Below are 23,168 nucleotides of genomic sequence, written 5' to 3'. Positions count from 1 at the left end.
ACGCCGGAGCCCGAGCAGCCGGGAGGCCGGGGCGCGCCCGAGCGTGAGCAGCCGGAAACCGGGCGCACGCCCGAGCCCGAGCAGTCGGGAAACCGGGCGCGCCCGAGCGTGAGCAGCCGGAAGACCGGGCGCGCGCCCGTTGCCCGAGCAGCCCGGCGACGCGGGCGGATGCCTACGGGGTCGGGACCGGCGGGGTGGCGGAGCGCGGCAGCGGGGAGTCGACGATGGCGAACTGGGTGCGGTACAGCTCCGCGTACAACCCGCCCGCGGCGACCAGAGCCTCGTGGGTGCCGCGCTCGACGATGCGGCCACCGTCGACGACCAGGATCTCGTCCGCGTCGCGGATGGTGCTCAGGCGGTGGGCGATCACCAGGGCGGTGCGGCCGGACAGGGCCTCGGACAGCGCCCGCTGGACCGCGGCCTCCGACTCCGAGTCGAGGTGTGCGGTGGCCTCGTCCAGGATCACGATCGACGGAGCCTTGAGCAGGAGCCGGGCGATCGCGATGCGCTGCTTCTCGCCGCCCGAGAACCGGTAGCCGCGCTCGCCGACGACGGTGTCGAGGCCGTCGGGCAGGGTGGCCACGAGGTCGCCGACCTGGGCCCGGCGCAGGGCCGTCCAGAGATCCTCGTCGGTGGCGTCCGGCTTCGCGTACCGCAGGTTCTCCGCGATCGTCTCGTGGAACAGGTGGGAGTCCTGGGTGACGACGCCTATCGTGTCGCGCAGGGACTGCAGGGTGGCGTCGCGTACGTCGACCCCGCCCACCAGCACCGCCCCCTCCGTGGCGTCGTACACCCGCGGCAGCAGCATGGCGGTCGTGGACTTGCCGGCGCCCGACGGCCCCACGAGCGCGACCATCTTCCCGGGCGCGACGGTGAACGAGATGCCCCGGAGCACCTCTTCGGTGACGGTCCGGTCGAGGGTGGCCACGTCCTCCAGGGACGCCAGCGACACCTCGGCGGCGGACGGGTACCGGAAATGGACGTTCCTGAATTCGACGTCCGCCGCACCCCGCGGGATCTCCCGCGCATCCGGGCGCTCGGCGATGGACGGGGCCAGGTCGAGCACCTCGAAGACGCGCTCGAAGCTGACGAGTGCGCTCATCACGTCCACGCGCACGTTGGACAGGGCCGTCAGCGGGCCGTAGAGGCGCGTGAGGAGCAGGGCCAGTGTCACGACCGTCCCGGCGGTGATGTGCCCGTGCACGGCGTACCAGCCGCCGAGCCCGTAGGTCAGCGCCTGGGCCAGCGAGGCCACGAGCAGCATGCTGACGAAGAAGACGCGGCTGAACATCGCGGTCTGGATGCCGATGTCACGGACCCGCCCGGCCCGCTCGGCGAACCGCTCGGCCTCGGCGTCGGGGCGGCCGAAGAGCTTGACCAGCAGCGCGCCGGCGACCCCGAACCGCTCGGTCATCGTCGCGTTCATCTTCGCGTCGAGCTGGTACGCCTCCCGCGTGATCGCCGCCAGCCGCTTGCCGACGCGGCGCGCGGGCAGGATGAACAGCGGCAGCATGACGAGCGACAGCACCGTGATCTGCCAGCTCAGGGTCAGCATGACGGCGGCCGTGAGCACGAGCTGGATGACGTTGCTGACCACGCCCGACAGGGTTGACGTGAACGCCCGCTGCGCGCCCTGCACGTCGTTGTTGAGGCGGCTGACCAGGGCCCCGGTCTGCGTGCGGGTGAAGAACTGCAGGGGCATGCGCTGGACGTGGTCGTACACCAGCCGGCGCAGCGAGAGGATGATGCCCTCACCGATCCGCGCGGAGTACCAACGCTGAACCAGTGACAGCAGCGCGTCCACCAGCGCGAGCGCCCCGATGAGCAGCGCGACCCGCACGACAGCGTTCCCGGCGTCGGGGCCGCCCTGGTTGATCTTGTTGATCACGTCGCCCGCGAGATACGGGGTCGCGACCCCGGTGCCGGCCCCGAGAACCACGGTGACCAGGAAGACCGCGATGTCGCGCCGGTAGGGCCGGGCGAAGCGGATGATCCGTTTGGTCGTGTCGCGGCCGAGCTTCTTGCCGGCCAGCTCGTCGGCCTTGCGCAGCGAGCGCAGGGTCTCCCACCCCGTCATGCTGCTCATCGGCGATGACATGAACACGCCCCCAAACCCGTCGTACCTGCCGGCTCCGATTGTGCCCGGCAGGTACGACAACTTTTCGAGGGCACGACAGCTTCCCCATCGCGACCGGGGCTTTGGACCTAGGTCTTCTTACTCTCCGCGGCCCGAGAGGTCCGCGATCCGGCGCTGCTGGGCCGCGCGCTCCGCGGCCTCCTGCTGCGCGAACGTGTGCCCGGCGGCCGCGGCCAGCAGGGCCTTGATCTCGATGACGGCGTCGCGCGGCCCCTCGAGCACCGCCGCCGTGAGGTCCTTCACGGCGTCGTCGAGCTCTTCCCGCGGTACCACCACATTGGCCAGGCCGATCTGGGACGCCTCGGCCGCCGCCACGCGCCGCCCCGTCACGCACAGTTCGAGCGCGCGGGCGTAGCCGACCAGCTCGACCAGGCGCTTGGTGCCGCCGAGGTCGGGCACGAGGCCGAGCCTGATCTCGGCCATGCTGAACGCGACGTCGTCGGCCACGACCCGGAAGTCGCAGGCCAGGGCCAGCTGGAAGCCGCCGCCGATGGCGTGGCCCTGGACGGCCGCGATCGTGATCAGCGACGGGTGCCGCAGCCAGGAGAACGCCTCCTGGAAGCCGGCGATGCGCTCGTCGGCGTCGGGGGCGGCGGCGAGCTCGCCGAGCGTCGTCACGGCGGCCTTGGTGTCGAGCCCGGCTGAGAAGGCCCGCCCTTCGCCACGGATCACCACGACGCGTACGTCGCCCGGCAACGTGCGGCCGAACTCGCGCAGATCGGCCCACAGCGCGGGCGTCTGCGCGTTCAGAACCTGGGGCCGGCACAACGTCACCGTCGCGACCGGCCCGTCGAGGTCGAATCGCGCGTCACCCGATCGGGGCTCCGCGCTCGCCGAGGAGGTGGAGGCGTTCACGCCTTCTTGCGACGCCGAGCGCCGCCCCGCTGACGCAGCTGCACGCCGGATTCGGTCAGAACCCGGTGTACGAATCCATAGGAACGGCCGGTGGAAGCGGCGAGTGCACGGATACTCTCACCGTTGGTGTACCGCTTCACGAGGTCCTTCGCCAGCGTCTGCCTTTCGGCGCCGATGATCCGGCGACCCTTCTCGGTGCTGGTGGTGGCGGTGGCTGCCATGCTGATCCCTCACGTCCCAGACAGAGCGGTTGGTGCGGTCCCACCTATTAGACCGCCTCGAACGATCATGCGCTAGATATCGACGGGGCGCCAACCGACACGCAGAGCATTGTCGCCTACCCGATACCGTGATGCGCCGTGATGAGCGAACCGTCCGTCAACCGTTCACGGACTGCGCACCGTGAGCGCCTCGATGCGCTGTGTTGGCTCCTGCTGGCCCTCCTGGGACTCGCATTTGCCGCGCTTGCGGTGCAGCTCGACGCCCGTCTGGGGACCGCCAGTGCCCCCTTCCTCGGCAGGTACAAGATCAGAGTCGGTCCGGGCACGGCGCTTGCGCCGCTCGTGGCCGCCGGCGTGCTCTGGGCCGCCGCCGGGCCCCGGTTCACCCGCCTGAGGTGGCGGGAAATTCAGCTTTTCGGGTACATGTTGGGCCTCGCGTGGGCAATCGCTTTGGCGCTTGTCGATGGCTGGTCGGGTCTTACGAAAACCTTAGGTTCGCCCGAGGAATATCTGGGGGACGTCAACCGGGTCGGTGACGATCCGTTCGAATACCTCAGACATTTCACGGCCGACGCCGGGTACCACTCGGTAGCTTCCCGGGGCCATCCTCCGGGCCCCGTCTTCTTTTTGTGGGCGCTGCGGCAAATCGGCGTCACCAACCACATTGTGCTCGGTTTCCTGATCGCCGCCGTATCGATATTGGCGATTCCGCTCGTGCTTGCCGCGGTGCGCGACTCGGTCGGCGAGGAGGCGGCCCGCCGCTACCTTCCGGTGCTGGTGCTGGCCCCGTACGCCATCTGGACGGCGGTCAGCCTGGACGGTCTCGTCGCGGTGCTCGGGGCGGCCGCGATCGTCGCGGGACTGCGGGCGAGCCGGCGCCGGATGCAGGGCTGGGCGCCGGCGGGCTGGGCGCTGCTGGCCGGGCTCCTGGTGGGCGTGGCCGCCCTGTTCTCCTACTCCGCGCCGTGGCTGGGCCTCTCGCTGGTCTGCGTGTACTTCGCCCGCCGCCGACCCTCCCTCAACGTCCTCAGCGGCGTAGGGGCGCTGCTGCCGGTCCTGGGCGCGCAGCTGCTCGGCTTCAGCTGGGCCGCCGGCCTCGTGGCCGCGGAGACGGACTACGCGGCCCGCGTGGCGCCGTACCGCTCGGTGCTCTGGTGGAGCGCCATCAGCGTCGTGGTCCTCCTGCTGGCCGCCGGCCCACCCCTAATCGCCAGCGCCCGCAAGGTCCGCAACACCGCCATGTGGCCGTTCCTGGTGGGCGCGGGCGCGGCGGTCCTCTTCTCGATCGTCGCAGGCCTGGCCCGCGGCGGCGTCGAGCACGCCTGGCTCCCGTTCTTCCCGTGGCTGACCGTCGCCGCCGTGGCTCCCGAGCGCCCGGCCGGCGCCCTGCCCCCGGCCCCGCTGATCCTGGTCGGGCTGGGCGCGATCGCTGCCATGATCATCGAGGCGGTACTCGTGACACCGTGGTAGGAAACCGACATGCCACCCGGCGGGGCATAAGTCCGAAATGTCGAGCGAAGCGTGACGCGCAGCGTCCGACATTTCGCGCCGCGACGCGGAAAGACCTGGCAACGCTGACGAACCATGCGGACTCCGAGGCCCCCTGAACCCCCTGCCCGCCGCGCGAAGCCGCGCGGGGAGATCAGGCCAGCTCGACGAGCTCCAGGAGATCGTCGCTCCACGTGTCCTCGACGCCGTCCGGCAGGAGGATCGCGCGGTCCGGCTTCAGGGCCTGCACGGCGCCCGGGTCGTGCGTCACCAGGACGATCGCGCCCGGGTAGCGGGCGATGGCGTCGAGCACCTGCTCGCGGCTGATCGGGTCCAGGTTGTTTGTCGGCTCGTCCAGCAGCAGCACGTTGGCGCCGCTGCAGACCAGGGTGGCCAGGGCCAGGCGGGTCTTCTCGCCGCCGGACAGCACGCCGGCCGGCTTGTCGACGTCGTCGCCGGTGAAGAGGAAGGCGCCGAGGATCTTGCGGAGCTCGGTGTCGTTCTGCTCGGGGGCGGCGGAGCGCATGATCTGCAGGATGGTGCGGTCGACCTCGAGCTGCTCGTGCTCCTGCGCGTAGTACCCCCGCTGCAGTCCATGACCGGAGACGACCTCGCCGGTGTCGGGGGTCAGCTCGCCGGCCAGCATCCGCAGCAGCGTGGTCTTACCGGCGCCGTTGAGGCCGAGGATGGCCACGCGTGAGCCGCGGTCGACGGCCACGTTGACGTCCATGAAGATCTCGAGCGAGCCGTAGGACTTGGACAGGCCCTTGGCGGTGAGCGGGGTCTTGCCGCAGGACTTCGGCTCGGGGAAGCGGACCTTCGCCACCTTGTCGGCGACCCGGACCTCCTCGAGGCCGCCGAGCATCTTCTCCGCGCGCCGGGCCATGTTCTGGGCGGCGACCGTCTTGGTGGCCTTGGCCCGCATCTTGTCGGCCTGGGCCAGCAGGGCGCCGGCCTTCTTCTCGGCGTTGGCCCGCTCGCGGCGGCGGCGCTTCTCGTCGGTCTCGCGCTGCTGCTGGTACAGCTTCCACCCGACGTTGTAGAAGTCGATGGTGGCGCGGTTGGCGTCGAGGTACCACACCTTGTTGACGATCGCGTCCAGCAGGTCGACGTCGTGGGAGATGACCACGAGGCCGCCCTTGTGGCTGGAGAGGAAGTTACGCAGCCAGGAGATGCTGTCGGCGTCGAGGTGGTTCGTCGGCTCGTCGAGCAGCAGGATGCCGCCGCCGGTGGCGCTGGCGTCGCGGAAGAGGATGCGGGCCAGCTCGATGCGGCGGCGCTGGCCACCGGACATGGTGCCGATGGTCTGGGCCAGGACGCGGTCCGGCAGGCCCAGGTTGGCGCAGATCCGCGCGGCCTCGGCCTCGGCCGCATAGCCGCCCAGCCCCGCGAACTGGTCCTCCAGCTGGCCGTAGCGTCGGATCAGCCGCTCGTCGTCGCCGAGCTTCGCCTCGAGCGCCTTCATCTCGGCGTAGATCGTGTCGAGGCCGCGGGCGGAGAGCACCCGGTCGCGGGCGGTCACCTCGAGGTCGCCGGTGCGCGGGTCCTGCGGCAGGTATCCGACCGGGCCGCGGCGCTCCACGTTGCCGGCGTGCGGCGTGCCCTCACCGGCGAGGACCTTCAGGGTGGTGGTCTTGCCGGCGCCGTTGCGCCCGACGAGACCGATGCGGTCGCCGGGCTGCACGCGCAGGTTGATGTCGCTGAGCAGGATGCGGGCGCCAGCGCGCAGCTCAAGGCTGTTGGCCGTGATCACGGTACGAACTCACTCTCGGGCAGAAGGGACGAAGACGGACTCCAGGTGTCGTACTGGGGTCACTCCCTCTGCGTGATCACGCCGATAGTCTACCTTGCGACCCGGGGCGCTCCGCCACACGATTACGTCACAAGATCAACGGGTACGTGCGCACCAGATACCGGTCGATTCCGACTTACCCCCGAGGTGGACCCATGGAGTTCAACGACGACGCCGATCTCGACACCAGCCAGGTCAACGACCTGCGCGGGTCGGGTGGCGGTGGAGGTGGCGGCTTCGGCGGAGGCGGCCTCGGCGGGATCCCGATCCCGATGGGGGGCGGCAAGGGCGGGATCATCATCACGGTGATCATCCTGGCCGTGGTCCTCTGCGGCGGCGGTGGCCTGTTCGGCAGCGGCCTGCTCGGCGGGGGCGGCGGCGACAACAAGGCCGACAACGCGAACATCGACAAGTCGTGTGACAAGTCGAACAAGGACCGCTTCAAGAACGCCGACTGCCGCAACGTGCTCTACATCAACTCGGTCCAGGCGTACTGGAAGACCGAGATGCCGGCCGCGTTCGGCAAGCAGTACACGCAGGCCAAGACCAACTTCTTCAGCAACCAGGTCAACACCGGCTGCGGCGCGGCCGACTCCGGCGTCGGGCCGTTCTACTGCCCGGCCGACAGCATGGTGTACATCGACCTGACCTTCTACAACGAGCTCAACAGCCGCTTCGGCGCGTCCGGCGAGTTCGCGGCGCCGTACGTGCTGGCCCACGAGTACGGCCACCACATCCAGAACCTGCTCGGCACCAACGCCAAGGCCGAGCAGGGCGGGCAGCAGGGCGCCAACTCGGGGTCGGTCCGCCTGGAGCTGCAGGCCGACTGCTACGCCGGCACCTGGGCCAACCACGCGACCGAGACGAAGGACCCGCAGGGCGACGCCCTGTTCAAGTCGATCACCCAGCAGGACATCGACGAGGCCATCCAGACGGCCGAGGCGATCGGCGACGACACGATTCAGAAGAAGGCCGGGCAGAAGGTCAACCCGGACGGCTTCACCCACGGCACGTCGGCCCAGCGCAAGAAGTGGTTCACGCAGGGGTTCAGCACCGGCGACCCGCGCCAGTGCGACACCTTCAGCACCAACAGCCTGTGACAGTCGACCTCGTCGAGCACCTACAGCACGCCTTCGGCGCGGCCGCCGACCCCGGACTGGCCGCGCCGATGCGCGCATACATGCGGGAGCGCTTCGAGTTCCTGGGGATCCAGAGCGTCGCCCGCCGCCAGTTGACAGTGGGTGTACTGCGAGAGGCCGCCCGCCCCACCGCCGAGCCGGACGTGCTGGCCGTGGCCCGCGCGTGCTGGGCGCTGCCGGAGCGGGAGTACCAGTACTTCGCCTGCGACTACCTGATCCGCCACGTCCGGCTGCTGTCACCGGCGGCCGTGCCCGTCCTGCGCGAGCTCATCACTACGAAGTCGTGGTGGGACACGGTCGACGCGCTGGCGTCCAGTGTGGTCGGTCCGCTGGTGACCGCCTTCCCGCCCCTGGTGTCCACAATGGACGCCTGGACCGAGCCGGGCACCGACCTGTGGCTGGTGCGCACGGCGATCCTGCACCAGCTCAAGTACCGCACCCGCACCGACGCCGACCGCCTGTTCGACTACTGCGAGCGCTGGCAGACCGAGCCGGACTTCTTCATCCGCAAGGGCATCGGGTGGGCCCTGCGGGAGTACGCGAAGACGGACCCGGCCCGGGTGAGGTCCTTTGTGGACACCCACCCCGGCCTGTCCGCGCTGTCGGCCCGCGAGGCGCTCAAGCACCTGACACGATGAGGCTGACGGCCAGGGCGGCGATGACCGCGCTGGAGCCGAGCGCCGTCCACAGCCGTCCCCGCGCCCCGGTGAGCAGCCGCCCGAGCAGCGTCCCACCGCCGGCGAGGAACAGCTGCCAGCTGGCCGAGGCCACGAACGCCGCCGCCACCCAGACCGCCGCGGCCGCGGCCGGCTGGCCCTCGTCGGCTCGTCGGCCCAGGACCAGGGACCCGAAGTACACAATCGTCGCGGGGTTCAGCAGGGTGAGGCCCAGCAGGCTCACATAGGCTCCGAGCGGTCTGGCCATCCGGCCGTCGGCATTGCGCGCGGTGGCCGCCTCCCGCCGATGCCGCAGCGCATCCCACGCCATCTTGCCCGCGAGCACCAGCAGCACTCCGAACGCCACCCACCGCAGCACCCCGGAGACGGGCGCGATGACCCCGGCGAGGGCCGCGCCCCCGAGCACGGCGATGACGGCGTAGAGCCCGTCGGCGGTAGCCACCCCGAGCGCCGCCGCGGCCCCGACCTTCCACGAGTGCCGCGAGGCGAGGGTGACGATGAGCGCCCCGATCGCCCCGACCGGGACGGCCACGGCGTATCCGGCGAGGAGTCCGCTCAGGACCACCGCGCTCATGACCGGGGCCGGCGGCTCGCCTCCGTCAGAGAGCCGGACTGCTGTCGCTCGACCCCATCGCCGAGGGCAACGGTTTCCAGCAACGACAATCCCGGGCGTCGACTCATGCGCCAGATGATGCCGCCCGCCGGCACCGCCCGGCCAGCGATTTATCTACTGCAGCTCGGCGCGCAGGGTCGCAAGAGCGGCGTCGATGATGTCGACGAGCCTGCGGTCGTCGTCGGTGTCGAGCCATTCGCTGACGGAGACGTACATCAGGGTCACCGCCGTCTCCGCCAGCAGCCCTGCCCGCACCGCGTCGAGCCCCTGCGCCTTGAAGCCCTCCCGCGTCACCTCGGCCAGCACCGCCCGCTTGTGCAGGTCGCGCTCGCGCAGGCCCGGGTCGGACGCCACGATCGCCCGGCGCCGGCGCAGCGCCGGCTTGCGGCCCTCGAAGTGCGCCTCGGCCACCGCCCGCAGGCCGCCCAGGATCATCGCGAGCGGCCGGCCCTCCGGGGCCTCGGCGATGAGCTTCGCCGCGAACGCCGGGATCTCGGCCTCGTCGGCGAACAGGACCTCGCGCTTGTCCGCGAAGTGGCGGAAGAATGTCCGGGTCGTCAGGCCGGCCCGCGCGGTGATCGCCGGCACCGTCGTCGCCGCGAAACCCTGCTCGGCGAACAGCTCCATCGCCGCCTGCTGCAGGCGCTCGCGAGCGTCGGGTCGCCATCGGGCCATTTCCCAAGTGTAGCGGTGATGACATTGCGTGTCGTCGGCAGTATGGTGATGACATTGCGTGTCGTCATCGGGACGAGCGCTGCACCAGGGCGGAGCTGTGCCATGACTGAGGTGTGGATTCTGGGCGGTACCGGCCGCAGCGGGCGCGCGATCGCCGGCGAGCTGCGGCACCGGGGTATCGAGCCGGTGCTTGTCGGGCGCGACGCGGAGCGGCTGCGGGCGGCGGCGGACGGGGCGCGCACCGTGGTGGCGGGCTCGGTGCCGGCGACGGCCGACGCCATCCGCCGCGAGCGGCCCGCCGTGGTCGTCAACACCATCGGCCCGTTCATCGAGACGGCCGGGCCGCTGCTCGACGCGTGCCTGCCGCACACCCACTACCTGGACCTGGCCAACGACCTGGCGGCGGTGGCGGCCACGCTCGAGCGGGGCCCGGCGTTCGCGTCCGCCGGGCGCACCGCCGTCACCGGCGCGGGGTTCGGCGTGACCGCCACCGAAAGCGTCGTGGTGAAGCTCTGTGAGGGCCGGCCGGCGCCGCTGCGGGTCCGGGTCGACATGGTGCCGTCCCTGGCCGGCGAGGGCGGCGTGGTCGGCGACGCGCTGGCCGGCACGATCGTGGAGGGCCTGCCGGGGCTCGCGGGCGGCGGGCGGTTCCAGGGCCGCCGGTACCGCTCCGGCCGCCTCGTCCCCGCCCGCCTCGCCGCCGAGCCCCTGCACCTGGTCCTGCCCGACGGCTCGAGCGTCACCACGGCGGGCATGCCGCTGGGCGAGCTGATGGCGGCCCAGCGGGCCAGCGGCGCACCCGACGTCGTGTCGGCGTCGAGCGAGGCCCCGGCGTCGCCCGTGGCCCGCGCGGTGCTGCCGGTGGCGACGGCCCTGCTGGCGCTCGGCCCGGTCCGCTCGTTCGCCCGCCGCCGCCTGGCCGCCGTGTCGACAAAGCCCAGGCCGAAGCCCCGCGAGCACTCCTGGGGCCACGCGGTCGCCCACTGGGCCGACGGCAGCGTCCGCGAGGGCTGGCTGCGCGTCGGCGAGGCGCAGCTCTGGACGGGCACGGTCCCGGCCGAGGTGGTCCGCCTCCTGCTCGACGGGGCCGGGAAGCCGGGCGCGTACACGCCGGCGGCGCTGTTCGGCCCGACCCTCGCCGAGGCGTGCGGGGGCGAGTACCAGATCGTCGGCGAGTAGCGCCGCCAGAACCGACATAGCACGCGGTGGGGACTACCGGCCCGAATACCCCGTCAGGCGATAAGTCCGATATGTCGAGCGCTCGCGTGGCGCGTGAGCGCCCGACATATCGGCGGATCGCGGGAGCACGACGCCCCGCCGACCGGCAGGCGGTGGCGGGGCGGAGTGGAGTGGAGGGGGTGAGCGGGCTAGACGTTGAAGCCCAGCGCGCGCAGCTGGTCGCGGCCCTCGTCGGTGATCTTGTCCGGGCCCCACGGCGGGAGCCAGACCCAGTTGATGCGGATGTCGGAGACCAGGCCGCCGCCCGGGCCCGTGCAGAGGGCGCTGCGGGCCTGGTCCTCGATCTCCTCGGTCAGCGGGCAGGCCGCCGACGTCAGGGTCATGTCCAGGGTGGCGATGTTCTCTTCCTCGTCGACGTGGATGCCGTACACGAGGCCCAGATCGACGACGTTGATGCCCAGCTCGGGGTCGACGACGTCCTTCATCGCCTCTTCGATGTCGGCCAGCGCGGCTGTCATGCCTTCTCCTCAGATGCACCAGAATCAGAATCAGCGGACGCCCGGGCCAGGGCGTCCTTGTAGGCCATCCAGGGCAGCAGGGCACACTTCACGCGCGCCGGATACTTGGCCACGCCCGCGAACGCCACCGCGTCCTCCAGCACCGCCTCGTCCGGCTCGACCTGGCCACGGCCGGCCATGAGCTCGGCAAACGCCTCCTGGCGGCGCTGGGAGTCGGTGACCGTCGCGCCCTTCACCAGGTCGTAGAGGACGCTCGCCGCCGCCTGGCTGATGGAGCAGCCCATGCCCTCGTAGGACACGTCGGCGACGCTGCCGGCCTTCAGCAGCACGCGCAGGGTGACCTCGTCGCCGCACGTCGGGTTGACGTGGTGCGCCTCGGCGTCGAACGGCTCGCGCAGGCCACGGCCGTGCGGGTGCTTGTAGTGGTCCAGGATGATCTCCTGGTACAGCTGGTCGATCTGCATCAGGCGAAGACCTTCCGGACCCGCTCGACCCCGCGGACGAGGGCGTCGATCTCCTCGGTGGTCGTGTACAGGTAGAACGACGCCCGGGTCGTGGCCGGCACGCCGAAGCGGACGCACGTGGGGCGGGCGCAGTGGTGGCCGACCCGGACCTGCACGCCCTCGTCGTCGAGGATCTGCCCCACGTCGTGGGGGTGGACCCCGTCGACGGTGAACGAGATGGTCGCGCCCCGGTCCACCGTGTCGGAAGGGCCGATGATCCGGATGTACCCCAACGACCCGAGCGCGTCCAACGCGTACGCGGTGAGCAGCTTCTCGTGCGCCACCACGTTCGGCATGCCGACGTCGACCAGGTAGTCCACCGCCGCGCCCAGACCGACGGCCTGGGCGATCGGCGGGGTGCCGGCCTCGAAGCGGGCCGGCGGCGGCATGAACGTCGTGCCGGTCATGGACACCGTCTCGATCATCGAGCCGCCGCCGAGGAACGGGGGCATGGCGTCGAGCAGCTCGTAGCGGGCCCAGAGCGCCCCGATGCCGGTCGGGCCGAGCATCTTGTGGCCGGTGAAGGCCACGAAGTCGGCGCCGAGCGCGGCCACGTCGACCGGGACGTGCGGGACGGACTGGGAGCCGTCGAGCAGGACCAGCGCGCCGACCGCGTGGGCCCTGGCGATGAGCAGCTCGACCGGGTTGATCGTGCCCAGGATGTTGGAGTAGTGCACGACCGCGACGAGCTTCGTGCGCTCGTTGATCAGGTCGTCGATGTTCGACAGGTCCAGGCGGCCCTCGTCGGTCAGGCCGAACCAGCGCAGTGTCGCGCCGGTGCGCCGCGCGAGCAGCTGCCACGGCACGATGTTCGAGTGGTGCTCCATCTCGGTCACGACGATCTCGTCGCCGGGGCCGAGGCGGAAGCGCGGGTCGTCGGTCCCGCCCAGGGCGGAGCCCGCGCCGAACGAGTGCGCGACCAGGTTGATGGCCTCGGTCGAGTTCTTCGTGAACACGAGCTCGGTCGGCGACGGGGCCCCGATGAAGGCGGCGATCCGCTCGCGCGCCCCCTCGTATGCCTCCGTCGACTCGGTGCCGAGCGTGTGCACGGAGCGGGCCACGTTGGCGTTGTGCCGCTCGTAGTGCTCCCGCACGGCGTCGATCACCTGGCGCGGCTTCTGGGAGGTGTTGCCCGAGTCGAGGTACACCAGCGGCTTGCCGTTGACGGTGCGGTCGAGGATCGGGAAGTCCTTGCGGAGCGACTCGACGTCCAGGGCGGTCATGTGAAACCCCTTACAGCGAGGCCGGGCCGGCACCGGCGAGGTAGCGCTCGTAACCGGTCGTCTCCAGCTGCTCGGCCAGCTCCGAGCCGCCCGCCTCGACGATCCGGCCGCCGACGAAGACGTGCACGTAGTCCGGCTTGATGTACCGCAGAATCCGCGTGTAGTGCGTGATGAGCAGCAGGCCGGTGTCGCCCTGCTCGCGCACCCGGTTGACGCCCTCGCTCACGATGCGCAGGGCGTCGATGTCGAGGCCGGAGTCGGTCTCGTCGAGGATCGCGATCTTCGGCTTGAGCAGCTCGAGCTGCATGATCTCGTGGCGCTTCTTCTCGCCGCCGGAGAAGCCCTCGTTGACGTTGCGCTGGGCGAACGCCGGGTCCATCTGCAGCTTCTCCATGGCCCCGCGCAGCTCGCCGGCCCACGTGCGCAGCTTCGGCGCCTCGCCGTCGATGGCGGTCTTGGCGGTCCGCAGGAAGTTGGCCACCGACACGCCGGGCACCTCGACCGGGTACTGCATGGCCAGGAACAGCCCGGCCCGGGCCCGCTCGTCGACGCTCATCGCCAGCACGTCCTGGCCGTCGAGGGTCACCGAGCCGCCGGTGACCTCGTAGCGCGGGTGGCCCGCGATCGAGTAGGCGAGCGTCGACTTGCCGGAGCCGTTGGGGCCCATGATGGCGTGGGTCTCCCCCGCCCGGACGGTCAGGTCGACGCCGGCGAGGATCGGCTTGAGCTCACCGTCGGGCAGCTTGACCGAGACCTGCAGGTTGCTGATCGAAAGCTCGCTCACTTGACAACTCCGTTGCTCGGGTTCAGGTCGATGTAGACGTCGCCGTCGCGAACCTCGACCGGGTAGACCGGGACCGGCTCGGTGGCGGGCAGCCCGCTGGGGGCGCCGGTGCGCAGGTCGAAGCGCGAGCCGTGCAGCCAGCACTCCAGGGTGCAGCCCTCGACCTCGCCCTCGCTCAGCGCGACAGCCGCGTGCGAGCACTCGTCGCGGGCGGCGTAGAAGTTGCCGTCGTCGGCGTGGACGAGCGCGATCTCGGTCCCCTCGACGGTGACCTGCACGACCTCACCCTTGGCAACTTGGGCCGCCGGGCACACACGCATCATCAGGCGCCGGCCTCGTTCAGCCGGGCCTCGATGGCCGCGCCGAGGCGGTCGCGCAGCTCCTCGACCGGGATCTTCGCGAGCAGCTCGTGGAAGAAGCCGCGCACGACGAGCCGGCGGGCCTGCTCGTCCGGGATGCCCCGGGACATCAGGTAGAACAGCTGCTCGTCGTCGAAGCGGCCGGTGGCCGACGCGTGCCCGGCCCCGGCGACCTCGCCCGTCTCGATCTCGAGGTTGGGCACCGAGTCGGCCCGGGCGCCGTCGGTCAGCACCAGGTTCCGGTTGATCTCGTATGTGTCGGTGCCCGTCGCCTCCGCGCGGATGAGCACGTCGCCGACCCACACCGTGTGCGCGTCGGCGCCCTGCAGCGCGCCGCGGTAGGCGACGTAGCTGCGGCAGTCCGGCACCGAGTGGTCGACGAGGAGGCGGTGCTCGAGGTGCTGGCCGGCGTCGGCGAAGTACAGCCCGTAGGCCTCGATCTCGCCGCCGCGGCCGGTGTAGTCGACGCTCGTGTACTGCCGCACCAGGTCGCCGCCGAGGGTCACCTGGACGTGCGTGACCCTGGCGTCGCGGCCGATGCGGAAGCGCACGTGCTGGGCCTGGACGGCGTCCGCGGCCCAGTCCGTGACGGTGACGAACGTCAGCTTCGCGCCGTCGGCGACGAGCACCTCGACGTTGTCGGCCAGGGTGACAGTTCCGGTCTGCTCGAGCACCACGACGGCCTCGGCGAACCGGCCCACCTCCACCACAGTGTGGCCGAACGAGGCGTCGACCGAATCACCGACCAGCCGTACCACCGCCGGCTCGTCGAGAATCGCATCGGCGGACACGGCGATGAGCAGCGCCTCCGTGGCCGAGCCGGCCGCCAGCGCGCTGATCCGGTCGAACGGCGTCAGCGCCGAGCCGACTCGCGGATCGCTGCGGTCGATGGTCGAGACGGTGACGCCGGCCGGAAGCTCGGAGACGGAGATCTTCGGAGCGACCGAGATCGTCGAGACCGAGGCGTCGAGCCCGCGAAGACGCTTGAGCGGCGTGAAGCGCCACTCCTCCTCCCGGCCGGTGAGCACCGGGAAGTCGTTGACGTCGAAGCTTCGGACCTGCTGCGCCCGGGTCTTCGGGGGGACAAGTGCAGGGGCGGTCATCCGACTGCGCCCTCCATCTGCAGCTCGATGAGCCGGTTGAGCTCCAACGCGTACTCCATGGGCAGTTCCTTGGCGATCGGCTCGATGAAGCCGCGCACGATCATCGCCATGGCCTCGTCCTCGGTGAGGCCGCGCGACATCAGGTAGAACAGCTGGTCGTCGCTGATCTTCGACACCGTGGCCTCGTGGCCCATCGAGACGTCGTCCTCGCGGATGTCGACGTACGGGTAGGTGTCCGAGCGCGAGATCGTGTCGACGAGCAGCGCGTCGCACTTGACAGTCGACTTCGAGTGGTGCGAGCCCTCCAGGACCTGCACGAGGCCGCGGTACGAGGTGCGGCCGCCGCCACGGGCGATCGACTTCGACACGATGGTCGAGGACGTGTGCGGGGCGGCGTGGACCATCTTGGCCCCGGCGTCCTGGTGCTGGCCCTCGCCGGCCATGGCGACGCTGAGGACCTCGCCCTTGGCGTGCTCGCCGGTCATGTACACGGCCGGGTACTTCATCGTGACCTTGGAGCCCAGGTTGCCGTCGATCCACTCCATCGTCGCGCCCTCGTGGCAGACGGCGCGCTTGGTGACCAGGTTGTAGACGTTTGTCGACCAGTTCTGGATGGTGGTGTACCGGCAGCGCGCGTTCTTCTTCACGACGATCTCGACCACGGCGGAGTGCAGCGAGTCCGACGAGTAGATCGGCGCGGTGCAGCCCTCGACGTAGTGCACGTAGGCACCCTCGTCGACGATGATCAGCGTGCGCTCGAACTGGCCCATGTTCTCGGTGTTGATCCGGAAGTACGCCTGCAGCGGGATCTCCACCTGCACGCCCTTCGGCACGTAGATGAAGCTGCCGCCGGACCAGACCGAGGTGTTGAGCGCGGCGAACTTGTTGTCCCCGACCGGGATGACGGTGCCGAAGTACTCCTTGAAGAGCTCCTCGTGCTCCTTGAGCGCGGTGTCGGTGTCGAGGAAGACGACGCCCTGCTCCTCGAGGTCCTCACGGATCTTGTGGTACACGACCTCGGACTCGTACTGCGCCGCCACACCCGCGATGAGCCGCTGCTTCTCGGCCTCGGGGATGCCCAGCTTGTCGTACGTGTTCTTGATGTCCTCGGGCAGCTCGTCCCAGCTCGCCGCCTGCTTCTCGGTCGAGCGGACGAAGTACTTGATGTTGTCGAAGTCGATGTGCGACAGGTCGGCACCCCAGGCCGGCATCGGCTTGCGGCCGAACAGGCGCAGGCCCTTGAGCCGCAGGTCGAGCATCCACTCGGGCTCGGATTTCTTCGCCGAGATGTCGCGCACGACGTCCTCGTTCAGGCCGCGGCGGGCCGAGGACCCCGCGGAGTCGGAGTCGGCCCAGCCGTACTCGTACCGGCCGAGACCGGCCAGCTGATCGGCAGTCGTCATCTCACGATCCTTTGCCTACTTGGACGGGCTCCGGTCTGACCTGGAGCTGAAACATGATGGGTCGCCGGTATGTGGGTGGTGCAGACGCCGTCGCCATTGGCGATGGTGGCGAGCCGCTGGACGTGCGTGCCGACGAGACGCGAGATCACCTGGGTCTCGGCCTCGCACAGCTGGGAGAACTCCGCGGCCACGTGGGCCACCGGGCAGTGGTGCTGACACAGCTGCCCGCCGGTGGCGATCGCCGTCGCGCCGGCAGCGTAACCCTCGGCGGTCAGGGCCCGGGCGAGCGCCTCGGCCCGGGCGAGCGGGTCGGACCCGGCCTCGGCCATGGCCGCCTTGCAGCGCTCCTCCAGCCCCTCCACCTGGGCGGCGGCGAACGCGGCGACCTCCGCCGGCCCGCCGTGCTCGGCGATCCAGCGCAGCGCGGAGGAGGCCAGGCCGTCGTAGGTGTGCGGCAACGTCTCGCGCGCGGCCGCGGTCAGCAGGAACTCCCGCGCCGGCCGGCCCCGCCCGCGCGGTCCGCGCTCGAGCCGCTCCCGGCACTCGACGAGCCCGTCGGCCTGCATGGCGTCGAGGTGGCGACGTACGCCGGCCGGGCTCAGCCCGAGAATCTGCCCGAGCTCGGTCGCGGTCGCGGCACCTTGCAGCAGCAGCTCGGAAACGCGGTCGCGGGTGCGCATGTCGAGCGCAGCAGCCGTCTCCACGTTTTTCACAACACCAACGTTACGTAAATCGCGAACCCACGGCAAACCACCGCCCGGGTGATCCACCGCACGAAAGGTAAACCTAACCAAACTCCGCGGCTCCCGTTGGGGACCCGATATATAGCGAGGCGTAGTATCGGGCCCCGTGAACTGGCTCAAGGCGTGGCTGGAGCGGCCCGGGACGCTGCGGGGGGCGGCGCTCGCGTCGCTCGTGGCCAACATCGGCATCGTCTGCACCGGTGGGCTCGTGCGGCTGACCGGGTCCGGGCTCGGGTGCCCGACGTGGCCGCGGTGCACCGACGACTCGTACGTCACGACGGCCGAGATGGGCAACCGCGGGCTCATCGAGTTCGGCAACCGGACGCTCACGAGCGTCGTGAGCGTGCTCGCCATCCTGGCCCTGGCCGCCGCGTGGCGGCAGCGGACCGCGCTGCGGCCGGCGCTGCTGGTGCTCGCCGGGGTCGCGGCGCAGGCGATTCTCGGCGGCATCACGGTGCGCATGGCGCTCAACCCGTGGACCGTGATGGCCCACTTCCTGCTGTCCATGGTGCTCATCGCCCTGGCCTACGCGCTGTGGGACCGCACGCGCGAAGCGTCGCCGCGGTGGACGGCGCCGCGGGCGATGCGCAGCGCCGGCGTGCTCATCACCGTGATCTCCGCGGGGGTACTCGTCCTGGGCACGGTCGTCACCGGCAGTGGACCGCACTCCGGTGACAGCAAGGCCGCGCGCACCGGGTTCGATCCGGAGTCGGTGTCGCAGCTGCACACCGACGTGGTCTTCGTGCTCGTCGGGCTCTCCGTGGCCATGTGGTTCGGCCTGCGCGCGCTCGGGGCACCGCTGCGGGTCACGCGGGCGGCGGCGATCCTGGTGGCCGTCGAGCTGGCGCAGGGCGTCGTCGGGTTCGTGCAGTACTTCACCGGCCTGCCCTGGCCCGTCGTCATCCTGCACATGCTCGGCGCCTGCCTGGTGTGGACGGCGACGCTGAACCTCCTGGCCCGGGTGACGGCCGCGAGCGCTCAGGAGCCGGCCCGGACCGAGGACCACTCGCTGGCCAGCACGGCGTAGCGCAGGTCGTCGGTCCACTCCCCCTTCCACCACTGGCTCTGCAGCTCCAGACCCTCGCGGCGGAAGCCGACCCGCTCCAGCAGCCGGGCCGACGGGCCGTTGCGCCCGTCGACCGAGGCGTGCACCCGGTGCAGCCCCTCCTCGGCCAGCAGGAAGTGCACGACCCGGCGCACGGCCTCGGCCCCGTAGCCCCGCCCGTGGTGCCCGGCGGCCAGCGTGAACCCGATCTCGGCCTGCCGCCCCTCGTCGTGCCGGTTGACGCCGACGTCGCCGAGCAGCACGCCGTCGGCCGCACGCTCGACGGCGTACTGGAACCATCCCTCGGCCCGCGGATCGCGCCCGTCCAGCCCGGCCACGAAGGCTTCGGCCGCCGCCAACGCGAAGGGCGCGTCCCAGCCCTGGTACCGCGCGATCGCCGGATCCGACCGGTAAGCGGACAGCACAGGGGCATCAGCGGCGCGAAAGGGCCGCAGCACGAGGCGCTCGGTCGTCAGCACGCTGCGACTGTACGGCGAGCGCTCCGGCCAGCAGCGCCAGCGCCCCGGCGACCATGAGCCGGACCAGGAAGACGTGCACGTGCCCGGTGTAGTACTCGCGATCACCGAGCGCCAGCGTGAGCGCGCACCCGGCGCCGAGCACCGCGGCCGTCGCACCCCAGAACCGCCCCGGGCGCGCCGTGAGCGCCGGCGGCTCCCCGTGCCACTCGCGCAGCTTGCGCCGCACCGCGACGTACAGGAAGAAGACAGGCATCAGGACGACGGCCGCGGCGTCGCTGGCCTCGCGGATCGGCCACCAGGCGGCGACCGGCCCGGGGTGGGTGACCAGGTCCCACAGCAGGTGGCTGACCGCGCCCAGCAGCGCCGAGGACGCGGTGATCCACCAGCGGTGCCGCACCCGGCCGAGCACGCCGAAGTCGCGGACGTGGAACCACGGCGGCAGGTTGGCGGCGACGGCCGGCGCGCCCCATCGGCACAGCTGCGCGACGACGACGGCCGTCGGCAGGCTCCACCAGAACAGGGCCGCGATCGTGTGGCTGGGGATGAGGATGCCGGGCCCGTCGAGGGCGTAGGCGAAGTCGGGCGCGCATGCGCCGGTGGCCAGGGCGACCCCGTCGAACCAGCGGGGCTTCCAGAGCTTCAGCGGCAGGACCGCGAGAGGGTGGGTCGGCAGCGTCGAAGGCACGGCCCGATGCTGCCCGCCGCGATCGGCTTCGAGCGCCGCCTCCACGGGATCACCACGAATCTTTCACCCATAACCGCCAGGGCTACCTCTCATTGCCAAGTTGTAAATTCATCTGCACTTTCTATGGTGCGGTATGGAGCATGTGCAATTCTCTTGCAATGGGGCTCACGGAACCGCTCATCATGCAGATCTACTGCCGCCTGGAGGTTGCGGTCACCGATCCGCAGGCCATTGCAAAACTGGCCGGCCAGCAGCTGCGGGAGGCAGATATCGACTGGTCACGGCGGGAGGAGGACCTCGACGAGGCGGTCCACCAGCTCGAGTCCGACCTGACGCAGGCATTGTCGTGTGTGATTGAGCACGATCGCATGATCGAACATCTGCCCGGCGTCGAACCCCGGGGTGGGCTCGCGTTCACCACAATCGGGAAGCCGGACGACCGCTTCCGTCCGGGGTTCACGGACTTCCTGTAGCCACACTGTCGGGCGACATGCCTGCACCGAAGAGACGCAGTCGGTCGGCGCCGGCTGTCAGGCGACACATACCTGCACCGAAGAGACGCAGTCGGTCGGCGCCGGCTTCGGCGCCGACCGACGCAGGGGCGCCGCGGTATCGGGCCGCTAGAACGGATACTGCGGAATCGATCCGCGCATCGTGATCCAGCGCAGATCCGTATAGGCGTCGATATTGCCCGACCCGCCGGCCCTCGCCCCGGTGCCGGAGTCGCGCACGCCCCCGAACGGGGCGACCGCCTCGTCGTTCACGGTCTGGTCGTTGATGTGCACGATCCCGGTCGAGATCCGCTCGGCCAGGGCCAGCCCGCGCATCGCGTCGCCGGTCAGGATGCCCAGCGACAGCCCGAGCTCCGAGTCGGCGGCCAGCGCGACCGCCTCCTCCTCGGTGGCGAAGCGCACCACCGGCGCGACCGGCCCGAAGACCTCGTTCGCGTAGGCCGGCGCGCCGGTCGGCACGGCGTCGAGCACCGTCGGGCGGTAGAACAGCCGGTCGTACCGCCCGCCCGCCACCAGCCGCGCGCCCCCGTCCACGGTCGCGGTGACGAGCGCGTGCACCTTGTCCCGCTGCCCCTCGTCGATGAGCGGCCCGAGCGCCACCTGCTCCGTGTGCGGGTCGCCGACGGGCAGGGCCTCGGCGTGCGCGGCGAGGCGGGCGACGTACTCGTCGGCGATGGACTCGTGCACCAGGTGACGCCCGGTGGTCATGCAGATCTGCCCGGCGTGCAGGTACGCGCCCCAGGCTCCGGCGGAGACGGCCCGGTCCAGGTCGGCGTCGGGCAGCACGATGAGCGCCGAGTTGCCGCCGAGCTCCAGGTGCACCCGCTTGAGGTGGCGCCCGGCGAGCTCGGCCACCTTCCGCCCGGCCGCCGTCGAGCCGGTGAAGGCGATGACGCGCACGGTGGGGTCCTCGACCAGGGCCGCGCCCACGTCCGCGAAGCCGGGGAGCACGTGAAGTACACCCTCCGGCAGCCCGGCTTCTCGCAGGATCGCGGCGATCGCGAACCCGCCGCCGACAGCGGTGCGGGGGTCGGGCTTGAGGACCACGGCGTTGCCGACGGCCAGCGCCGGCGCCACCGCGCGGATGGCCAGGATCAGCGGGAAGTTGAACGGCGCGATGACCCCGACCACGCCCACCGGTGACCGCCGGGCCAGGCTCAGGCGGGGCAGCGCGCTGGGCAGGATCTCACCGAGCGGGCGAGCGGCCAGGGCGGCGGCCTCGTAGCACTCCTGCGCGGCCACGTGCGTCTCCACGCCGGCCTTGGGCGGGATCGAGCCGGCCTCGCGGACCAGCCACTCCTCCACGTCCTTGGCCCGCGTCTCGAACAGCGCGCCCGCGCGGCGCAGTACCCCCGCCCGCTCCTCGAACGAGGCGGCCGCCCACTCCCGCTGCGCCCTGGCCGCGGCCGCGGCGGCCGGGGCCACGTCACTCGGCGCGGCCAGCCCGACAGTGCCGAGCACGGCCCCGGTCGCCGGCTCGATGACGTCCCGGGTCCCGGCCCCGAGCGGTGCGTCGACGAGAAAGGTCATGCCGACACCTCCGCAGGCTCCGGCGCCGACCTGACCCAACCCTGCGCTTGCCGGATCGCGGCCACTCCGCTTCGCTCCGTACCGCTCACGCCAACACCTCCGCAAGCTCCGGCGCCGACATGAACTCCACCCTGCACTCATGAATCGCGGCCACTCCGCTGCGCTCCGTACCGCTCATGCCCTCAACCTTCGAGCGGCGGACGGCTTGCCGCAAAGTCTCTTCCGGCAGGCGGAAGGCCCGATAGGAAGGGTGTGGGAGCTGACGCGAGCCTGTTCGGCGGGGTGCTGGCCCGGGGCGAGGTGGCGGCGGCGGTGGCCGACGACGCCTGGTTGACCGCGATGCTGCAGGTCGAGGCCGCCCTGGCCGAGGTGCAGGCGTTCACCGGCCTGCTCGACCAGGATGCGGCCGACGCGATCGGCCTGGCCTGCGCGAGCCCGCGCTCGTTCTCGGTCGCCGCGATCGGCGCGGCCGCGGCCCAGAGCGGTGACCCAGTGGTGCCGCTGGTCCGGGCGCTGCGGGCGGCCGTGCCCGAGCCCGCGGCGCAGGCCGTGCACCGCGGCGCGAGCAGCCAGGACGTGCTGGACACGGCCGGCATGCTCGTCGCCGCCCGGGCGCTGCGGCCGCTGCTGGCCGACCTGCGGGCCGCGGCCGACCTGACCGCGCGGCTGGCCCGGGAGCACCGGGAGACGGTCATGGTCGGGCGGGCCGGGCTGCAACGGGCCGCGCCGACCACGTTCGGGCTCAAGGCGGCCGGCTGGCTCGGCGGGCTCGACGCGGCCCGCAGGCGGCTGGACCAGGTGCGGGCCGAGCGACTGGCCGTGCAGTTCGGCGGGGCGGCCGGGACCCTGGCCCCGTTCGGCGACGCCGGGCCCGACGTGGTCGAGGGGCTGGCCACGCTGCTCGGGCTGAGCGAGCCGGCCATGCCCTGGCACACCGAGCGCACCCGCATCGCCGACCTCGCCGGTGCACTGGGCGCGGCCGCCGGGGCGGTGGCCAAGGTGGCCCGCGACCTGACGCTGCTGGCCCAGCCCGAGGTCGACGAGTTGTCGACCGGCTCACCGGCGGCCGTATGCGCGCTCGGGTGCGCGGCCGCGGCGCCCGGGCTCGTGGCCAACCTCCTGGCGGCGATGGTCCACGAGCACGAGCAGGCGGCCGGGGCCTGGCACGCCGAGTGGCGGCCGCTGCGTGAGCTGCTCGTCGCCACCGGCTCGGCCGTGTCGTGGCTGCGGGCCGCGCTCGAAGGGCTGCTGGTGCACCCGGACGTGATGCGGGCCAACCTGGCGAAGAGCGGCATCGGCGGAGACCTGAGCGCGGCCGGGCTGCTCGTCGACCGGGCCCTCGACGCCTACGGGATGAAGCGGGCGGCCACCGCAGCCTGAGGGCCTGGTCCACGGGATCGGCTCCACCGTGCTGCTGATCGGCGTCACTGCGGCGCTGACGGGGATCCGCCTGCGCCGGCGCAGGCACAGGCACATGCTCGGCTCGGCGGCTTGATCAGGTCGCC

Annotated in this window: 23 protein-coding genes and 1 pseudogene; 7 read left to right on the top strand and 17 right to left on the bottom strand. The window is 71.5% G+C overall.

What is annotated here, in order from left to right; translation table 11 throughout:
• Positions 1-172: 172 nt before the first annotated feature.
• The 3 genes from Dvina_RS10260 to Dvina_RS10250 all read right to left on the bottom strand — a co-directional run bounded on the left by Dvina_RS10260 (position 173) and on the right by Dvina_RS10250 (position 3,213).
• On the bottom strand, positions 173-2,098 hold the full coding sequence (locus Dvina_RS10260; protein WP_223102225.1) for an ABC transporter ATP-binding protein: 1,926 nt from the start codon (positions 2,096-2,098) through the stop codon (positions 173-175).
• A gap of 117 nt (positions 2,099-2,215) precedes the next feature.
• Positions 2,216-2,992, bottom strand: coding sequence for an enoyl-CoA hydratase/isomerase family protein (locus Dvina_RS10255; protein WP_223102224.1), 777 nt, complete (start codon positions 2,990-2,992; stop codon positions 2,216-2,218).
• The gene (locus tag Dvina_RS10250) at positions 2,989-3,213 is read right to left on the bottom strand and encodes a helix-turn-helix domain-containing protein (protein ID WP_223102223.1); all 225 of its coding nucleotides are present in this window, start codon (positions 3,211-3,213) and stop codon (positions 2,989-2,991) included. The genes Dvina_RS10255 and Dvina_RS10250 overlap by 4 nt, the downstream gene beginning before the upstream one ends.
• 666 nt (positions 3,214-3,879) lie before the next feature.
• Here Dvina_RS10250 and Dvina_RS54115 point away from each other — a divergent pair.
• Positions 3,880-4,683 carry a hypothetical protein gene (locus tag Dvina_RS54115; RefSeq protein ID WP_246656128.1) on the top strand — a complete coding sequence of 268 codons (804 nt, stop codon included), beginning with the start codon at positions 3,880-3,882 and terminating at the stop codon, positions 4,681-4,683.
• A 172-nt stretch (positions 4,684-4,855) separates the two neighbouring features.
• Here Dvina_RS54115 and Dvina_RS10240 read toward each other — a convergent pair whose 3' ends face one another.
• Entirely contained in the window at positions 4,856-6,454 is a 1,599-nt protein-coding gene (locus Dvina_RS10240) for an ABC-F family ATP-binding cassette domain-containing protein (RefSeq protein ID WP_223102222.1), read from the bottom strand.
• A gap of 194 nt (positions 6,455-6,648) precedes the next feature.
• On the opposite strand from Dvina_RS10240, the gene ypfJ reads away from it, so the two are divergent.
• Positions 6,649-7,593, top strand: coding sequence for a KPN_02809 family neutral zinc metallopeptidase (gene ypfJ / locus Dvina_RS10235; RefSeq protein WP_223102221.1), 945 nt, complete (start codon positions 6,649-6,651; stop codon positions 7,591-7,593).
• Positions 7,590-8,270 (top strand): DNA alkylation repair protein, encoded by a 681-nt coding sequence (locus Dvina_RS10230; RefSeq protein ID WP_223102220.1) that lies wholly within the window; start codon positions 7,590-7,592, stop codon positions 8,268-8,270. Before ypfJ ends, Dvina_RS10230 begins: the two co-directional genes overlap by 4 nt.
• Here the strand turns inward: Dvina_RS10230 and Dvina_RS10225 are convergent.
• Both Dvina_RS10225 and Dvina_RS10220 read right to left on the bottom strand, forming a co-directional pair.
• The gene (locus Dvina_RS10225) at positions 8,251-8,883 is read right to left on the bottom strand and encodes a LysE family transporter (RefSeq protein ID WP_223102219.1); all 633 of its coding nucleotides are present in this window, start codon (positions 8,881-8,883) and stop codon (positions 8,251-8,253) included. The two genes, Dvina_RS10230 and Dvina_RS10225, sit on opposite strands and share 20 nt — an antisense overlap.
• Positions 8,884-9,036: 153 nt before the next feature.
• Complete coding sequence (locus tag Dvina_RS10220; RefSeq protein WP_223102218.1) at positions 9,037-9,597, bottom strand: TetR/AcrR family transcriptional regulator; 561 nt, start codon at positions 9,595-9,597, stop codon at positions 9,037-9,039.
• 102 nt (positions 9,598-9,699) lie between these two features.
• On the opposite strand from Dvina_RS10220, the gene Dvina_RS10215 reads away from it, so the two are divergent.
• A complete protein-coding gene (locus tag Dvina_RS10215; RefSeq protein WP_223102217.1) occupies positions 9,700-10,776 on the top strand; it encodes a saccharopine dehydrogenase family protein in 1,077 nt (358 codons plus the stop codon).
• 188 nt (positions 10,777-10,964) lie between these two features.
• On the opposite strand, the pseudogene Dvina_RS10210 reads toward Dvina_RS10215, so the two are convergent.
• From Dvina_RS10210 to Dvina_RS10175, 8 genes and pseudogenes are all read right to left on the bottom strand, one after another.
• Positions 10,965-11,288: pseudogene (locus Dvina_RS10210) on the bottom strand (metal-sulfur cluster assembly factor); the annotation flags it as partial.
• Between the two features lie 2 nt (positions 11,289-11,290).
• Complete coding sequence (gene sufU, locus Dvina_RS10205) at positions 11,291-11,758, bottom strand: Fe-S cluster assembly sulfur transfer protein SufU (RefSeq protein ID WP_223102215.1); 468 nt, start codon at positions 11,756-11,758, stop codon at positions 11,291-11,293.
• On the bottom strand, positions 11,758-13,020 hold the full coding sequence (locus Dvina_RS10200) for a cysteine desulfurase (protein ID WP_223102214.1): 1,263 nt from the start codon (positions 13,018-13,020) through the stop codon (positions 11,758-11,760). Before Dvina_RS10200 ends, sufU begins: the two co-directional genes overlap by 1 nt.
• Positions 13,021-13,030: 10 nt before the next feature.
• Positions 13,031-13,804, bottom strand: coding sequence for a Fe-S cluster assembly ATPase SufC (sufC, locus tag Dvina_RS10195; RefSeq protein ID WP_223102213.1), 774 nt, complete (start codon positions 13,802-13,804; stop codon positions 13,031-13,033).
• The gene (locus Dvina_RS10190; protein WP_223102212.1) at positions 13,801-14,127 is read right to left on the bottom strand and encodes a non-heme iron oxygenase ferredoxin subunit; all 327 of its coding nucleotides are present in this window, start codon (positions 14,125-14,127) and stop codon (positions 13,801-13,803) included. Before Dvina_RS10190 ends, sufC begins: the two co-directional genes overlap by 4 nt.
• Complete coding sequence (sufD, locus tag Dvina_RS10185; RefSeq protein WP_223102211.1) at positions 14,127-15,266, bottom strand: Fe-S cluster assembly protein SufD; 1,140 nt, start codon at positions 15,264-15,266, stop codon at positions 14,127-14,129. Before sufD ends, Dvina_RS10190 begins: the two co-directional genes overlap by 1 nt.
• Positions 15,263-16,669 carry a Fe-S cluster assembly protein SufB gene (gene sufB / locus Dvina_RS10180; RefSeq protein ID WP_223102210.1) on the bottom strand — a complete coding sequence of 469 codons (1,407 nt, stop codon included), beginning with the start codon at positions 16,667-16,669 and terminating at the stop codon, positions 15,263-15,265. The genes sufD and sufB overlap by 4 nt, the downstream gene beginning before the upstream one ends.
• Positions 16,666-17,349: a helix-turn-helix transcriptional regulator gene (locus Dvina_RS10175; protein WP_223105435.1), complete on the bottom strand. Its 684-nt coding sequence runs from the start codon at positions 17,347-17,349 to the stop codon at positions 16,666-16,668. The genes sufB and Dvina_RS10175 overlap by 4 nt, the downstream gene beginning before the upstream one ends.
• 169 nt (positions 17,350-17,518) lie before the next feature.
• On the opposite strand from Dvina_RS10175, the gene Dvina_RS10170 reads away from it, so the two are divergent.
• Positions 17,519-18,439: a COX15/CtaA family protein gene (locus tag Dvina_RS10170; RefSeq protein ID WP_223102209.1), complete on the top strand. Its 921-nt coding sequence runs from the start codon at positions 17,519-17,521 to the stop codon at positions 18,437-18,439.
• On the opposite strand, the gene Dvina_RS10165 is transcribed toward Dvina_RS10170, so the two are convergent.
• A complete protein-coding gene (locus Dvina_RS10165; RefSeq protein WP_246656127.1) occupies positions 18,391-18,936 on the bottom strand; it encodes a GNAT family N-acetyltransferase in 546 nt (181 codons plus the stop codon). The genes Dvina_RS10170 and Dvina_RS10165 overlap by 49 nt on opposite strands.
• Entirely contained in the window at positions 18,890-19,621 is a 732-nt protein-coding gene (locus Dvina_RS10160; protein WP_223102208.1) for a DUF4184 family protein, read from the bottom strand. Before Dvina_RS10160 ends, Dvina_RS10165 begins: the two co-directional genes overlap by 47 nt.
• A gap of 158 nt (positions 19,622-19,779) precedes the next feature.
• On the opposite strand from Dvina_RS10160, the gene Dvina_RS10155 reads away from it, so the two are divergent.
• Entirely contained in the window at positions 19,780-20,094 is a 315-nt protein-coding gene (locus tag Dvina_RS10155; protein WP_223102207.1) for a hypothetical protein, read from the top strand.
• A 147-nt stretch (positions 20,095-20,241) separates the two neighbouring features.
• Here the strand turns inward: Dvina_RS10155 and Dvina_RS10150 are convergent, their stop codons facing one another.
• Complete coding sequence (locus tag Dvina_RS10150; protein WP_223102206.1) at positions 20,242-21,663, bottom strand: benzaldehyde dehydrogenase; 1,422 nt, start codon at positions 21,661-21,663, stop codon at positions 20,242-20,244.
• A gap of 252 nt (positions 21,664-21,915) precedes the next feature.
• Between Dvina_RS10150 and Dvina_RS10145 the strand changes: the two genes are divergently transcribed.
• Complete coding sequence (locus Dvina_RS10145) at positions 21,916-23,043, top strand: lyase family protein (RefSeq protein ID WP_223102205.1); 1,128 nt, start codon at positions 21,916-21,918, stop codon at positions 23,041-23,043.
• Positions 23,044-23,168: the final 125 nt, after the last annotated feature.

The organism is Dactylosporangium vinaceum (assembly GCF_019904175.1).
Classification (GTDB): domain Bacteria; phylum Actinomycetota; class Actinomycetes; order Mycobacteriales; family Micromonosporaceae; genus Dactylosporangium; species Dactylosporangium vinaceum.
This window is presented reverse-complemented; position numbering and strand designations above follow the sequence as displayed.

Excerpts from the sequence above, each read along its gene's own strand:
- Dvina_RS10155 (WP_223102207.1), top strand. The coding sequence starts at position 19,780 with ATGGGGCTCACGGAACCGCTCATCATGCAGATCTACTGCCGCCTGGAG.
- Dvina_RS10150 (WP_223102206.1), bottom strand. The coding sequence starts at position 21,663 with ATGACCTTTCTCGTCGACGCACCGCTCGGGGCCGGGACCCGGGACGTC.
- sufB (WP_223102210.1), bottom strand. The coding sequence starts at position 16,669 with ATGACGACTGCCGATCAGCTGGCCGGTCTCGGCCGGTACGAGTACGGC.
- Dvina_RS10200 (WP_223102214.1), bottom strand. The coding sequence starts at position 13,020 with ATGACCGCCCTGGACGTCGAGTCGCTCCGCAAGGACTTCCCGATCCTC.
- Dvina_RS10175 (WP_223105435.1), bottom strand. The coding sequence starts at position 17,349 with ATGCGCACCCGCGACCGCGTTTCCGAGCTGCTGCTGCAAGGTGCCGCG.
- Dvina_RS10220 (WP_223102218.1), bottom strand. The coding sequence starts at position 9,597 with ATGGCCCGATGGCGACCCGACGCTCGCGAGCGCCTGCAGCAGGCGGCG.
- ypfJ (WP_223102221.1), top strand. The coding sequence starts at position 6,649 with ATGGAGTTCAACGACGACGCCGATCTCGACACCAGCCAGGTCAACGAC.
- Dvina_RS10190 (WP_223102212.1), bottom strand. The coding sequence starts at position 14,127 with ATGATGCGTGTGTGCCCGGCGGCCCAAGTTGCCAAGGGTGAGGTCGTG.
- Dvina_RS10260 (WP_223102225.1), bottom strand. The coding sequence starts at position 2,098 with ATGTCATCGCCGATGAGCAGCATGACGGGGTGGGAGACCCTGCGCTCG.
- Dvina_RS10225 (WP_223102219.1), bottom strand. The coding sequence starts at position 8,883 with ATGAGCGCGGTGGTCCTGAGCGGACTCCTCGCCGGATACGCCGTGGCC.
- Dvina_RS10215 (WP_223102217.1), top strand. The coding sequence starts at position 9,700 with ATGACTGAGGTGTGGATTCTGGGCGGTACCGGCCGCAGCGGGCGCGCG.
- sufU (WP_223102215.1), bottom strand. The coding sequence starts at position 11,758 with ATGCAGATCGACCAGCTGTACCAGGAGATCATCCTGGACCACTACAAG.
- sufD (WP_223102211.1), bottom strand. The coding sequence starts at position 15,266 with ATGACCGCCCCTGCACTTGTCCCCCCGAAGACCCGGGCGCAGCAGGTC.
- Dvina_RS10250 (WP_223102223.1), bottom strand. The coding sequence starts at position 3,213 with ATGGCAGCCACCGCCACCACCAGCACCGAGAAGGGTCGCCGGATCATC.